We start from the raw sequence: 14,136 nt of genomic DNA, 5'->3' as shown, positions 1-14,136 counted from the left end.
GGTGGCTCTGTCCATTAACACGGTGGCTCTATTTCATTAACATCGTGGCTCTCACTCATTAACTCAGCGGCTCCGCCGCACTGAAATATTCATTATCTGGAAAATGAGGGAATGATGAAGCGGAACATGGAGTATTTGTCAAAATTCACAGCGCTTGAACAATTGGCTCTCCAATCCCGAAATCTGTTCTTGAAGTATGACCTTACGAAAAGCGTGGTCCTGATTGAACGAATGAAAGCGAAACTGGTAGCGATAAAGGAGATGGAAATGAAGCTGTTATCGCAACTTGTCTCTACGTTAGAGAAGGAATTAGAAGGTCGATCAACATCATTAGTTTTGTGGTAGGAGGTCGCTACTTGAAAGAAAATGGCATTGCATTGCCGGATAATTTGCTTATTTGCAATGACAGGTATTCAGCGGGTTTCAGATCCTGAGTAAACCAACAAGGGGATACAACTTTGATTTTCTTGAGGCATGCATCATCGGGAGGTATGTGCCAGTGCGTAATGTTTTAAAGCTTAACCATTCGGGCTTTATTGATTCCTATTGGTTTTATGCCGATTTACTTGCAATTGCTTCCACTGTAGACGCCGATGACGCCTGGTTGCTGAACAATTATATCAACTTGAGAAGCGTAGAGTCTGCAAGTTATCCGTTTAGTCTTCATTTTATGAATGGTCCTTATTTCAATCTTATGGTTGATTATCTAAAATGTCCATTTTTGAAAACGGAGAGGCTTAGAAAAGATGTGGAATTCAATCCAAGTCGAGAACTTGTCGCGTGCTTGAAAGCTTTAATTGACAGCGGGAGCTACATCATTCTGATGGTGGAAAGGAGAGAGATTGAAACGTACCAAATAAACCGCTCCCGTCCGTCTCCTCATGAAATTATGATTTACGGGTATGACGACGCTACGGAAACGATCTATTTTGCCGATAATACGAAAACCGGAAAGTATGCTGCGAAACTTAGTTGCAGTTATGCTTCGCTTCGAAATGCATACCTCAAATTGAACATTCCCGAGGAACGTGAGCTGCATGCTTATTTTTACAAAATACAGGTCCATGCTTGTTCGACCTATTCGGTGCAACGCAGCACCATAAAGGCTCAATTGGCGGATTATTTGCATGGCAGAAGCTCGGTCGAGCCTTATACGACCGAAAAGGTATTTTATGGAATCTACATTTTTGACCGTTTTCTCGCTTATTTAACCTTGCATTTGAAAGAAGGTTTCGTGCTTGATTTGCGACATTTTTCTCTTTTTTACGATCACAAGAAGGTCATGTGCGAGAGAATCAGAAGGCTGCTGCCCGATCTCAAAACCGAGTATCGCTATGAGGAAGTCGTAAAAGAGGCCTTGCTCATCCGCAACTTGATGCTCAAATATCGGATGAGCAAGGAGAAAACGATTTTACTCCGCACGATGCGTAAGATGGAAGCGCTCAAATCCAAGGAGCAGGCCATATTGGAGTCTGCCTGTGTGGCATTGGATTGAACATAAACGTATCAGCCCATCTCAACGACAACCATCTGATGGCAATCCAGCCGCGGCAGCGTGTAGCGGATGCCGCCTTCGACCGTCTCATAGGGCAGGTCCTGCTCCTGCGGCGCGAGGTAGACGCGGCTCGGCGTCCCGGGGAGGCGCAGCGTCGATTGCACCTCGTGCACCGGGACGAGCTGCTCGATGACCTCGATGCCGTCTCCACGCTTCACCGGCGAGGCGTACAGCAGATGGTGGACGTAGCGGTCGCGTCCGTCCGCCTCGGGATGGGCGCGCTGCACCTGCAGCGTCGTCACGCCCTGCACCGGGAGCTCGGTCGTCACGGTCGGCTGCGGCAGCAGCAGCACCAGCGCGTGCAGCACCAGCTCCTTCAGCACGAGGCTGCCCTTGGTCGCATAATCCTCGAACACGCGCCACGCGATGTAGACGGTGCTGTCCGTGCGCACCATACCGGGTCCGCCGGCGCGTCCGGCGCTCGGCGTATGCTGATGCGAGCAGAAGTGGAAGACGTCGCGGTTGAAGTACGGCTCCTCGCGCGTGCCGAGCGATGTCCCGCCCTCGGTCGTCTCGACGAGCTGCCCCTCTCCGTACATGACGAAGGCCGCAGGCGGCAGCGAGCGCAGCGCGAAGTCGGGACGGAAATAATCCGGCCGATACGGGCTCGGCCCGACCCGGCGCGCGCCGATCTCGAGCGCGAAGTCGTCGCCGTCTGCCGCGAGCCCGCTCTCGCCGGTGAGCAGCAGCTTGCCGCCGTCGGCCACGTAGGCCTCCAATTGCTGGGTCAGCTCGGGAGACAGTCGCACGACATCCGGCAGGATGAGCACGCGGTAGCGCGAGAAGTCAGCCTCGGTGTCGATGACGTCGAACAGCACGTGTCCCTCGAGCAGCATCCGTACGGCGCCGGTGTCCGCAGGCGTCGTCTTGGCCTGACCGGCGGCTGCCGGGCCAAGGCTGTTGCGCGCGGCCTCGCCCGAGAGCAAGGCGACGTCGGCCACGTTGTCGCCGCCCGCGACCCAGCGCTCCTTGCGCTCGACTTCGGCGTACGCTTCGCCGATGATCGCATAGGTCGCCTCGTCCATATGGCCGGACGGGGGCAACTGGTCGCCGATCGAGCAGCGTGCGCCGTTGGCGAGACTGAGCGCGGTCTCGTAGCGCAGCGCGGCCGGATGCTTGTACCCGCCGAATTCGCCCCAGGTCGTATGGAACTTGCCGGTCATGCCGAGGTACGGCATGCCGAGCGTCTGGGCGTAGCGCGCCGACAGCGGGAAGTGGTCGTAGCCCCAGCCGCCGGTCGGGAGCGACTCCAGCTCCAGATGCGTATTCATGTGCGCCAGATCGCGGCGGCCCTGGCGGATATGGCCGCCATTGTGGAAGATCGGCATGTCCGGCTTGATCGCGCGGATGCGCGCGGCGACGCGCTCCGTATAGGTCGCATAGGTACGCTCGCCGAGCCGCAGCACGGCGGCCTCGTCGCGCGGGTCCTCGCCCCGGGCGCGCAGCGACGCGACACACGCCTGGCAGTAGCAGCTGCGCACGCCGACGATGTCGAGGAAGATGCCATCGGCGTCGTAGCCGCGCACGACCTCCTCGATCTGGTCGAGCAGCACGTCGAGGTAGGGCGTATTCATACAGAATTGATGGTAGCCGGGAGTCAGGAAGTCGGGCGCGCCGAGGATGCGCTCGTCCGGGCGGCGGATCAGCCATTCGGGATGCTTGCGCGCGAGCTTCTCGTCCAGACCGGCGGAGAGATAGACCGGCGTCTTGACGCCAATCTCATGCGCGGCCTCGATCTGCGCGCCGAGCAGGTCGAACGTCAGGTTGGGGTGGATCTCGTTCGCCTCGGACGGGTGATACGCCCAGCCGTGATGGCATTTGGAGAAGACGGTGATCGAGTCGACGTGGCCGACCTTGAGCATCGCCTGGAACTGCCCCTTGTCGAAATCGCTTCCAATCGACGGGATGGCCTCCGACGTGTGAAAGTCCAGATGGACCTGTCTGAATCGCATAGCGGGTTGTCCTCCTCATATTAGCTAGATAGTCGTGCCAAAATACTGTTTTTACTGTACACCGGCGCCAGCCTGTCGTATAGTGTACGAGACGTCGTAAATAGCACGGAGACGACCAAAAAACGGGCTTGCGCGGATTGCGCAGACATGGCAGGACGTGCTGAGCGACCGAAGGGCTGGCTTTCGGTTTTGCCTTGCATGTGACCAAAGTCTGCGTGGGGTACGTCGTTTGGGTACATATCGTAAAGCGTTGCGTACGTTTGGCAAGAGAGGAGCAAAGGGAATGCAGGCACTTCAATTTGCGATTCCGCCGCTGCCGCAGTTCCTGACGATCGGGCACAGCGTATGGCGGGCGGGGGACGTGCATTTCGAGCGGCGGTTCGAGGTATACGACATGCTGTTCGTGGCCGGCGGCACGCTATTCATGGAGGAGGACGGGGTCCAGTATGCGATCGGACCGCGGCAGCTGCTCGTGCTGGAAGCAGGGCGCACGCATCGCGGCTACCGTCCATGCAAGGCGGATACGGAAATCTGGTGGGTTCACTTCGCGCATCCCGCCGGACAGGCGACGCCGGTCGAGTCGGACGACGTCGCCTGGACGGCCCCGCTGCCGCAGGGCACGGACGCCGACGAGCGGGCCGCGATCCGGTCGATGGTGCTGCCCAAGTATGCCGGGGTCGACCTCGGCCAGCTGCTCCCGGTGCTGCAGAGAATGCGCCGCCTACACCTGCAGATGGCGCTGGAGCAGGCGCTGCCGCTGCAGGCGCTACTGGCCGAGCTGCTCGCGCAGCTGCAGGGCCAGCTCGCGGCCGCCGGCGGAGGGGCGCGTACGCGGCAGATCAGCGCCAGCGCAGAGGCCTGGCTGCGCGACCGGCTGGCTGCGCCGCTCGTGGCGGCGGAGCTGGAGCGCGATCTGCAGCTCAACTTCGACTATATCGCCCGCTGCCTGAGGCGTCATACCGGCATGCGCCCGCAGCAGTACCAGCTGCGGCTGCGGATCGCCGAGGCGATGCGCTTGCTGGCGGAGACCGACGAGTCGCTGCAGCGCATCGCCGAGCGGGTCGGCATGGGCGACTACAATTACTTCATCCGCCAGTTCCGCCGCCACACCGGTCAGCCGCCGGGGGCGTATCGGCGGGCGAGGCAGCGGTTTGCTTAAAGGGAAAAGCCTCCTCGCTTTTTATGTTTCTAACCACATCTCCTTTACATCAACGTGAACGTACAGAGAAACGCAGTAATCCACCTATCGTATAATGTCCTTGGATTGAAGGAAGAGCGTACAATATGGTACGATTCAGCTAGTTAGGATCCGGGTCCTTAACAAGCATGAATTCATTTGCAGCAACAAAGATAGCTAGGTAGGGGCAATGAGGGGCCAGATATTTTTTCGATGCGATAAATAGTATCATTCCTTTTCTAAATGTATATCATATGGATATACATTTAGAAAAGGATGCGATATAATTGAGTCATCAGGAGAAGGACAAGGATGTGATAATGATGACGACCGCTATACTCAGCAAATGGGGGAATAGTAGCGCTGTACGCATTCCAAACCAAGTTCTCAAACGGCTTAACTTGTCAGAGGGAGAAGAAATTGAAATTATTGTAACGGCCGATAACGAGCTTTTGCTTCGCCCCTTGTCTAAATACCAGGAGTCTCAGATATCGCTACGTGCTCATCTAAGCCAGTTGTTGGCGCAAGTGAAAACGGACGTGCGGCATGAAGAAGTGGATTTGGGTATTGAAGGAGACGAGATCATTTGAGCATTCCACGTCGTGGCGATTTCATTTGGCTTGATTTTGATCCTCAAGCCGGTCATGAGCAGGCAGGTCGCCGTCCGGCTCTTGTCTTGTCAGAACAAGATTTTAATTCGGTGACCGGCTTTGCGGTCGTTTGTCCGATTACGAGTCAAGCGAAAGGGGATCCGTTTGAAGTGGCTTTGCCGGATGGCCTTCCATTTTCCGGTGTCGTCCTCACAGATCAGTTTAAAAGTCTGGATGTAAAAAAACGGAAAATTATGATCGTAGGGCATGTAGCGATTGAAAGTGAGTTTTTACATAGGGTTTTGCGCAACGTGCGTTCCGTTCTGGCATAAGTTTGAGAGACAGCCATCTAATTCGCACAGGAGTATCGCGATGCAAATCAAGCAAAAGATAGAGGAATATCTCGGCCGCGGCAAAAAAGCGACGGTAGGGCTGGAGGAGCTGGAGCGGCTGTTCGACGGCAGCGAGGCCGAGCCGCGCGCGTTCGCGGAGGCGGTCGCCGGACTCGAGCAATCCGGCGTGCTGCTCGCCGTGAAGTCGGCCGGCCGCACGATCAGGCCGCCGCAGCTCGCCTACCGCTATCGCGTGAACAAGTCGCGCCTGCAAGCGTCGCATATCCGTCAGCTGCACCAGGTTCGCCTCGGGCTCCATCCGGCGATCCAGCTGGACGGCTATTTTGCATGGCCGGAGCAGCAGTGGCTGGCCGACCGCCCGTGGATCGAGCGGATCGACCGCGTGCTGAAGGTGGAAGGCCTGCCGCAGCGGTCCGCGCCGGCGCCGGAGCGCAGCTACCAGCTGACCGGCAACGAGAAGTGGATCGCCGAGCTCGGCGGCGAGGCGCTGCTGAGGCGGGTCCAGCTGTGGGACGCGCTGCGCATTCAGCCGGTCGCCGATCCGCTGATGCTGGCGGTCAACCCGGCCGCGCTGGGCGCGGCGGCGTCCGATGATTCGCGCTGCCTGCACCTGATCGTGGAGAACAAGACGACCTTTCAGGCGTTGCTCCCTGTGCTTTCGGGCAGTGCCTTCAGCACGCTGATCTATGGCTGCGGCAACAAGATCACCGGCAATTTAAGCATGTTTGCGCTGCAATTCCCGGCGCCGGACCGTGAGCACCGGTTTTTCTATTTCGGCGATCTCGACCACGAGGGCATCCGCATCTGGCACGAGGCGGGCGCGCAGCGCGAGCTGCTCCCGGCTGTGCCGTTCTACGAGGCTTGTCTGGCGCATGCCTGGGCCATCGGCAAGGAGTATCAGCGTCCGGCGGAAGCCGCGCTCGCCGCGTTTTTGCCGTTTTTTGCGGAGGTGCAGCAGCAGCAGATCGCTCAGTGTCTGGGCTCGGGCGGGTATTGCCCGCAGGAGACGCTGTCCACGCGGCAATTGCAGCAGATATGGGGGAGTCCGGCATGGATGCAATGGATCGAATCGAAGTAGAAGGGACGCTGTCGGGCTTCCGCGACCGCATGGCCAAGGTGGCGCTGTTCGACCCGCTGTTCGAGCTGCAGCGCAAAAAACAGACCGACGCCAGCGGTCGGCCGATTGCGATGATGGAGCTCGGCCTGCTCGCGCTGCTGTTCTTTTTCGAGCAGAAGCTGATGCGCAACCCGCGGGCCGGGGTCAAGGAACTGGCCGCGTATTTGCTGCGCACGATGAACGGCCGGCTGCAGACGGACGCGGCGCAATGCGAGGAGCTGGCGCGCGAGATTATCCACGTCTTCCGCCCGGCCTCTGGGCGCAAGCGTGCGTTTTCGTTTTTCGATTGGGAGTCGGGGGAAGCGCAGGTGACCCATACCTCCATTCTGCGGGCGAACGCCTTTGACGCCAAGACGAATACGCAGTTCTATGCGCTCGATGAGGACGGGCTGGAGCTGGTGTTCGCGACGAAGGAATTTTATTCGGAATTCCAGCTCTCGATTCATCAGCTCGTGCTGCGCAAGCAGCTCGAAAAAGGCGAGTTCCAGGGGGCCCTGCGGCAGATCAATGAAATGCGGGTCGATGTCGAGACGCTGCAGGAGCGGATGCAGAAGCTGGCGCACGAGATCAAGCGCAGCATCGTCTCGGAGGAGACGCTGAAGCGCTACAGCGCCTTGCTGGAGGATATCCATATTCGCTTGCAGCGCGAGAACGAGGAGTTCGACGAGCTGCGGCAATTCGTCAAGGATACGATGACGCGGCTGTACGCAAGCGCCAATGCGGTTAACCGGGAGCGCGCCTATCCGTTGATTCTCCGCATTGCCGGCGAGCTGGAACGGGTGCACGGCGAGCACTCGTCCCTGCTGCAGCAGGGCATGGAGCTGAAAAATCAGGCGCTGCACGCCGCTAGGGAATCGCTGTACTACACCGGGCTCAGCGCCTTTAATTTCGATCAGGATGTGGCGGGACTGCTGCTGGGCACCCCGCTCCCGCTGGAGGCGATGAAGGGTGTGGTCGCGCCGTTCACGGGACTGGAGCAGCTGCGCAGCTGGTCGCCGCTGACGCTGTTCGCCGAGCAGAATATCCAGGGCGCGGGCGAGCAGGAGCCCCGGGACGAGGGCTTCCTGGAAGCGGACGCCGAAGCGGACGGCCAGCCGTTCGTGCGGCGGCGGAGCGCATTGTTCAAGGACGTGATGGCTTACTTGATCGCCCAGTTGGACGAGCAGCCGGAGCTGGAGCTGGCAGAGCTGGTCGGGCGCATCGGCGCGTCCGGGGACAGCCGCTGGCTGGAGCTGCGCAGCTTCTACGACTTCTGGCTGATCCTGCATCAGCGCAGTCCGGTGCGGGCGCTGTCCGTGGACGAGCGGGAAGAGGAGACGGGGCTGGAGGATGTGTTCGCGCTGCTCGGTAGCCGCGTGCTGGCGGTGCGGGAATGCGCCGGCGTGGTCGAGACGGGAGCGCGCTATCAGATTCAGAATATGACGGTGAAGCGGGAGGACGGGCCGGATGGTCTACAGCTATAGCAATGAAACGGTCATGCAGGCGTTCCGGCTGTATGCGCTGCTGGCCAAGGACGGCGCGGCGGAGCAGGAGCGCCTGCAGGCGTATATGGCGGACGACGAGGTGCGGGGGCTGGTCGATCAGTTCGCCGCCGAGGTGGACTGCGCGGTCATCGCCGCGGGCGACGAGCTGTACCTGATTCCGCTGGTGCGCCTCTCGCCGTTCCATGTGAGCAACGATGCGATGAAGCGCACCTACTTGCGCGCGTCGGCGGTCAATGCCGACCTGTATTTGATGTACATGGCGATCATTGTGTGGGTCGGCGCCTTCTACGACAGCTATCAGACGCTGGAGCCGACGCGCAACTTCCTCCCGCTGGACGAATGGGCGGGCCTGCTGCAGGAGCGGATCGATTCGCTCAAGGAGCACGACGAGGAGGAGCTGCAGCGCTATGAGCGCGAATTCTCGTACAATTGGTCGGCGATCATCGAGAAGTGGGACACGATGGACGATATCAAGGAGACAGCCAAGCGTCAGACGGGCAATACGATCAGCCGGCTCAGCTTTCTCGATACGGTGCGGCGCTTCCTGCTGGAGCAGCAGCTGGCCGAGGAGGTCGGCGAGGGCGAGCTGGGGCTGACGGAGAAGGCCAAGGTGATCGTGCAGCGGTACTTCATGGAGCTGGAGTACAACCGGGGCATCCTGGGCTTCCTGTATAGTCTGGATGAACGGGACCAGCCCGCGGGAGAGGAGGGACAGCATGCCGGCAATCTCGAAAATTAGGTTCACCCATGTGCTCTACGAGGGCGGCAACAAGCGCTACAACGACGAGACCTTCCTGTTCGACGGGCACAACGGCGCGATCGTGCTGGAGAATGGCGGCGGCAAGACGGTGTTCATTCAGACGGCGCTGCAAGCGCTGCTGCCGCATACGGAGCTGGCCGGGCGCAAGCTGAAGGATACGCTGCTGCTGGAGAACGGGCCCGCGCATGTCGCCATCGAGTGGATCCTCAACGACAAGCCGCGCCGCCGTTACGCGGTCACTTGCGTCAGTCTGTTCCTGAGCGCCGGCGGACTGGACTCGTACCGCTATGCGTACGCCTACGGCGAGCATGATCCGCACAGCCTGGAGCATATTCCGTTCGTAAAGGCATACATGGGCAAAAACCGGCCGGCGGACAAGGGCGAAATCCAGGACTACTACGCCGCGATGGTGCAGCGCGCGCCGCTCCAGGCCCAGACGTTCGCGACGATCAAGGCGTACAAGGCCTACCTCGAAGAGCAATTCCAACTGGTGGCCTCCGAATGGGAAGCCGTGGCTCAGATCAACAGCACGGAGGGCGGGATCGAGAGCTTCTTCGATGCGTGCAAAACGACCTCGCAGCTGGTCGACCGGCTGCTGATCCCGACGGTCGAGAGCGCGATGGAGGGCTTCGCGCAGGGCAGCTTCGCCGAGCTGTTCCAGACGCATCGTGAGGGCTTCAGGCGCTACAAGGCGCTGCGCGAGCAGATTGAGGAGAACAAGCTCATCCTGCAGGAGCTGGGACAATACGGGCGCCTGTACGAAGGTCTGCACCGGGCCGGCCAGCGTTACGACGCGGCGCGGGCAACGGCCAAGGCGTACCGGCAGCTGGCCGAGCGGCACCTCGAGGAGCAGCGCGGCGAGCAGACCGGCCTGGCCGAGCAGCGGCAGCAATGGACGCAGCGCCAGGAGCGGCTGCACCTGCAGCTGCAATCGCTGGAGCTGGCCGAGGCGGGACAGGAGCAGGCCGCGCTGGAGGCGGGCCTGGCCGAGCTGCGGGAAGCGAGCGAGGCGCTGGAGAGGCGGCTGCGGCACGAGGAGCGTGTATTCTATTCGCTGAAGTATGCCGAGCAGCGCGTCAAGCTGGAGGAGGCCGGCGCGCGCTTGGGCGGGCTGCAGCAGCGGCTCGCCCGTCTGGAGCAGACGGAGGACCAGCGGCAGCTGCAGGCGCGCTGGGAGCACACCGGCGGCGCATTGCGCACGGTGCTGGATCGGGAGGAGCGCGCGCTGGCGGATGAGCAGGAGAGCTGGGCCGCCGAGCTGGGTCGTCTGCGCCAGGAACAGGCCGAGCAGGAGCGGGCGCTTGCGCAGCATCGCGCCGATCTGCGGACGTGGGAGCTGGAGCTGGGCAAAAAACAGACGCAGATCGAAGGCAAGCAGGAGCAGCGGCAGCAAATCGCCCGCGCCATCCTCGCCAATTCGGCGCTGGAAAAGGTCGAGACGCAAATGCCGATCTGGTCCAGGCGGCAGCAGGAGCTGGAGGACAAGCGGGTCGAGCAGGTGCGCAGTCTCAAGCAGATGACGGAGGAGCAGCGCGTCGTCCGCGAGCGCGGTAGCGCGCTGGAGGAGGACATACGCGTCGCGGAACGCGAGCAGGCGGTGCTGGAGCAGCGGCAAGCGCAGTCCCGGGCGGCGCATGAGGCGCTGATTCGCGACTTGGCCGAGCTGTACCCGGGCTGGGAGCGGCTTGCCTCCGTATACGACAAGGAGGCTTCCGTCACCCAGCGGCTGCTGGAGGGCATCGGTCGGCGCCAGGAGCAGAAGGCCGGCGCGCTGCAGAAGGAGCGGCTGGCGTATCGCTATGTGGACGACTATGACGAGCAGACGGTATTTTTCGCCGATCCGGTCGTGGCGCGTCTGCTCGATACGTGGGGCAGACAGCTCAGTCTACTGCAGAGCGGGACGGCGTATGCGCGCGGGCTCAGCCTGGACGAGACGGCGCGCAGCCGCGCGGAGGACCGCCTCTGGGCGGTGACGCTGGTGACGACTGCGGCGGAGAAGCCGGAGCTGCTGCGCAAGCTGGCCGCCGCAGGCCGCGACCTGGCCTACCCGATCCGCGTGCTGAGTACGGCGGAAGCTGCGGCGATCATGCAGGGCGGCGCCGCCCCGGATGCAGCGGCGCACTGGGCGGTGCCGGCGCATTGGCGGGACAATGAGGATGAGCAGGCCTTCCGGCAATGGAAGTCCGGGCTGCTGGAGCGCGCCGGACAGACGCGGGCCGCGCGCGAGCGTATGGAGGAGGAGCTCGCGCGGTGGCAGCGGGCGGAGGCGCGTCTGCGGGAATTCCTGCGCGCCTATCCCCTCGCCCATGCCCAGCAGCTGGAGCAGGAGCTGCAGGCGGTCCGCGAACGGGTCATCCGCCACAGTGCGGAGCGCGAGCGGCAGGCGCGGCGCGATGCGCAGCTGGGCGAGGATATGGATCGCATCCGTGCCGAGAGCAGCGAGATGCAGGATATGATCCACCAGCTCGGCGCCTGGCTGAAGGATGGACTCGACTATATGCGGCTGGGCACGGAGCAGGACAAGCTCGAGCGGGAGCTGACGCCGGTCAAGGGACAGATCGCAGGAGCGGAGCGCCAGCTCAGGAGTGGGCAGTACCGTCTGGACCGGGTACGCGAGGAGGCGGATGCGGCCGAGCTGGAGCGGCAGGACGCCTATATGCGGCTGCAGGTGCTGCGCAGCGATGAGCTGTATCGCCTCGTGCAGGACTTCGCCTATGCGGAGGCAGACGGCTCCGGCGCGGAGCTGAGGGAGGCGTATCGCGCGCTGGAGCAAGAGCGCGCCGGGCTGATGAAGGAGCGCGGCCAGCTCGAGGCGGAGCAGGAGCACGAGCGCGAGCGCTGCAGCGCGGCGGAGGCGGCGATGCGCGATCTGCTGCTCGAACACCCGGAGCTGGACGCGGAGGCGCCGCTGCCGATCGAGCCCGAGGCCCGCAAGCAGGCCGGCTGGCGCAGCATCCGGCAACTGCGCGCCGAGCGGAGCGCGATGGTCGAGCAGGTCCAGCGGCAGCAGGCCAGGCTACAGACGCAGGAAGGGCGGATCGCGCTCTTGCTGCAGCAATTCGGCGCGCGCTTCCCGCAGGCGCAGCCGCAGCGCTACGAGGACGAGCTGCCGGCGGTCCGGGCGCGTCTGGATGCGGACGGCGCCGCACTGGAGCAGGAGGACAAGGCGTGGCGGCAGCGCAGCGAGGCGGTCGAGCGCCTCGTCCGCGAGCTGGAGCGCGTCCTGCAGCTATGGGACAAGCATGAGCTGCTGCACCGCTTGACCGATGACGAGCTGCCCGCCGCGCCGCTCGAAGCGCAGGACGCCGTGGACTTCGCGTATGACCGGACGGCGCGCAGCGAGCGCAGCATCGCGGAGCTGCAGGACCGGCGCGCGGAGCAGATGCGCGAGCAGGAGCGCGTAGGCAAGGGGCGGGACGGCTTCAGGCAGTATTGTCTGTCGCGGATCAAGGACGTCAAGCTGCGGCAGATGGCGATCCAGGGCATCGAGCAGCGGGAATCGTACGAGGAGGTCATGGCGTTCAGGCAGACGATGGAGACGCGCATTCAGAAGGCGATTCATGTAGCCGAGGAGACGGTCCAGACGTACGACCGGGATTTGCAGCAGTTCATCCAGCGCATCCATACCCATCTGGCGCATATCGTGCAGGAGCTGAAGGAATTGCCCAAAAAAACGCGGATCAAGGCGGCCGACGGCTGGCGCGAGATCTATAGCATATCGATCCCGGAATGGACCGATCAGGACGGCAAGGACCGCGTGCGCACCCATATCGAGTGGATTCTGGCGCAGCTGGAGCGCGCTCCGCAGGCAGACGAACCGGCGGACATACGGCAGGGGCAGCGCGAGCGGGAGCAGCAGGAGCAGGACCAGCAGAGCGGGCTGCGCAAGAGCCTGGAGAAGTGGCTCGATTCCAGACAGCTGCTGCAAGTGGTGCTGAAGGGCGAGGCGATCAAGGTGACCTGCCGCAAGGTGACCAACGATCATCAGATTACGCGGGCCGCCTATTCGTGGGAGCAGTCGAACCGCTGGTCCGGCGGGGAGAAGTGGAGCAAGAACATGACGCTGTTCCTCGGTCTGCTCAATTATGTCGCCGAGCGGCGGCAGTACATCCAGACCCATATGAAGCTGCACCGGGCTGTCATTCTGGACAATCCGTTCGGCAAGGCGTCCAGCGACCATGTGCTCAGCCCGGTGTTCTTCATCGCCGAGCAGCTCGGCTTTCAGATTCTTGCCCTTACCGCGCATGCGGAAGGCAAGTTTTTGCAGGATTACTTCCCGATCGTCTACAGCTGCCGACTGCGCGGCACCGCCGACGCCGTCAAGCAGGTAATCGAGCCGACGCAGCGGGTGCAGCATGCCTACTTCCGCGATCGCGCCCCCGAGACGCTGACCCGTATTGATTCGCGCGTCGATCAGTTGGAGCTGTTCTGAGCAGAGCGGCAATGGCGACATCTACCCAAACGAGCGCTGCCATCCTTGTGCATGTAACGGATGGCAGCGCTCGTTGCTGTTCACAATGCGGCAACGAAACGAAGCGCGCGTCGACGTCAGAGCTGGAGCCGCCGTCTAGTCGCCGAATGCACCAAGCGTGCTCAGCCAGCCAGAAGGTTCCGACTTGATTAGGAGCGCGGACGGGGGAAGGCTGGCAGGTAGGCGCCAAAATGGCGGCTGCAAGTGTGCGGACGGGCGAAGGCGGGCGAGTAGGCGCCAAAATGGCGGCTGCAGGTGTGCGGACGGGGGAAGGCGGGCAGGTAGGCGCCAAAATGGCGGCTGCAGGTATGCGGACGGGTGAAGGCGGGCGAGTAGGCGCCAAAATGGCGGCTGCAGGTATGCGGACGGGTGAATGCGGGCAGGTAGGCGCCAAAATGGCGGCTGCAAGTGTGCGGACGGGGGAAGGCGGGCGAGTAGGCGCCAAAATGGCGGCTGCAAGTGTGCGGACGGGGGAAGGCGGGCAGGTAGGCGCCAAAATGGCGGCTGCAAGTGTGCGGACGGGTGAAGGCGGGCGAGTAGGCGCCAAAATGGCGGCTGCAAGTGTGCGGACGGGTGAAGGCGGGCGAGTAGGCGCCAAAATGGCGGCTGCAGGAAGGCGGACGGGTGAAGGCTGGCAGGTAGGCGCCAAAATGGCGGCTGCAAGTGTGCGGATGGTC

9 protein-coding genes and 1 pseudogene are annotated in these 14,136 nt (G+C 62.0%); 9 read left to right on the top strand and 1 reads right to left on the bottom strand.

Going from position 1 to position 14,136, the window contains the following annotated elements:
• Window positions 1-499: 499 nt before the first annotated feature.
• Entirely contained in the window at window positions 500-1,495 is a 996-nt protein-coding gene (locus tag IDH44_RS23000) for a hypothetical protein (protein ID WP_190921176.1), read from the top strand.
• An 11-nt stretch (window positions 1,496-1,506) separates the two neighbouring features.
• On the opposite strand, the gene IDH44_RS22995 is transcribed toward IDH44_RS23000, so the two are convergent.
• Complete coding sequence (locus tag IDH44_RS22995; RefSeq protein WP_190921175.1) at window positions 1,507-3,507, bottom strand: beta-galactosidase trimerization domain-containing protein; 2,001 nt, start codon at window positions 3,505-3,507, stop codon at window positions 1,507-1,509.
• A gap of 283 nt (window positions 3,508-3,790) precedes the next feature.
• On the opposite strand from IDH44_RS22995, the gene IDH44_RS22990 reads away from it, so the two are divergent.
• The 8 genes and pseudogenes from IDH44_RS22990 to IDH44_RS22955 all read left to right on the top strand — a co-directional run.
• Window positions 3,791-4,666: an AraC family transcriptional regulator gene (locus tag IDH44_RS22990; RefSeq protein ID WP_190921174.1), complete on the top strand. Its 876-nt coding sequence runs from the start codon at window positions 3,791-3,793 to the stop codon at window positions 4,664-4,666.
• A 305-nt stretch (window positions 4,667-4,971) separates the two neighbouring features.
• The gene (locus tag IDH44_RS22985; protein ID WP_223869966.1) at window positions 4,972-5,274 is read left to right on the top strand and encodes an AbrB/MazE/SpoVT family DNA-binding domain-containing protein; all 303 of its coding nucleotides are present in this window, start codon (window positions 4,972-4,974) and stop codon (window positions 5,272-5,274) included.
• Window positions 5,271-5,606, top strand: coding sequence for a type II toxin-antitoxin system PemK/MazF family toxin (locus IDH44_RS22980; protein WP_190921173.1), 336 nt, complete (start codon window positions 5,271-5,273; stop codon window positions 5,604-5,606). The genes IDH44_RS22985 and IDH44_RS22980 overlap by 4 nt, the downstream gene beginning before the upstream one ends.
• A gap of 40 nt (window positions 5,607-5,646) precedes the next feature.
• The gene (locus IDH44_RS22975) at window positions 5,647-6,705 is read left to right on the top strand and encodes a Wadjet anti-phage system protein JetD domain-containing protein (protein WP_190921172.1); all 1,059 of its coding nucleotides are present in this window, start codon (window positions 5,647-5,649) and stop codon (window positions 6,703-6,705) included.
• On the top strand, window positions 6,678-8,207 hold the full coding sequence (locus IDH44_RS22970) for a replicative DNA helicase (protein WP_190921171.1): 1,530 nt from the start codon (window positions 6,678-6,680) through the stop codon (window positions 8,205-8,207). The genes IDH44_RS22975 and IDH44_RS22970 overlap by 28 nt, the downstream gene beginning before the upstream one ends.
• Window positions 8,191-8,967 (top strand): DUF6063 family protein, encoded by a 777-nt coding sequence (locus tag IDH44_RS22965; RefSeq protein ID WP_190921170.1) that lies wholly within the window; start codon window positions 8,191-8,193, stop codon window positions 8,965-8,967. Before IDH44_RS22970 ends, IDH44_RS22965 begins: the two co-directional genes overlap by 17 nt.
• Complete coding sequence (locus IDH44_RS22960) at window positions 8,945-13,420, top strand: coiled-coil domain-containing protein (RefSeq protein WP_190921169.1); 4,476 nt, start codon at window positions 8,945-8,947, stop codon at window positions 13,418-13,420. Before IDH44_RS22965 ends, IDH44_RS22960 begins: the two co-directional genes overlap by 23 nt.
• A gap of 230 nt (window positions 13,421-13,650) precedes the next feature.
• Window positions 13,651-14,136, top strand: a pseudogene (locus tag IDH44_RS22955) (hypothetical protein); the annotation flags it as partial.

Origin of the sequence: Paenibacillus sabuli (assembly GCF_014705605.1) — a bacterium.
Lineage (GTDB): Bacteria > Bacillota > Bacilli > Paenibacillales > Paenibacillaceae > Paenibacillus_D > Paenibacillus_D sabuli.
The sequence above is the reverse complement of the archived record's forward strand: the minus strand, read 5'-3'. Positions and strand labels throughout refer to the sequence as shown.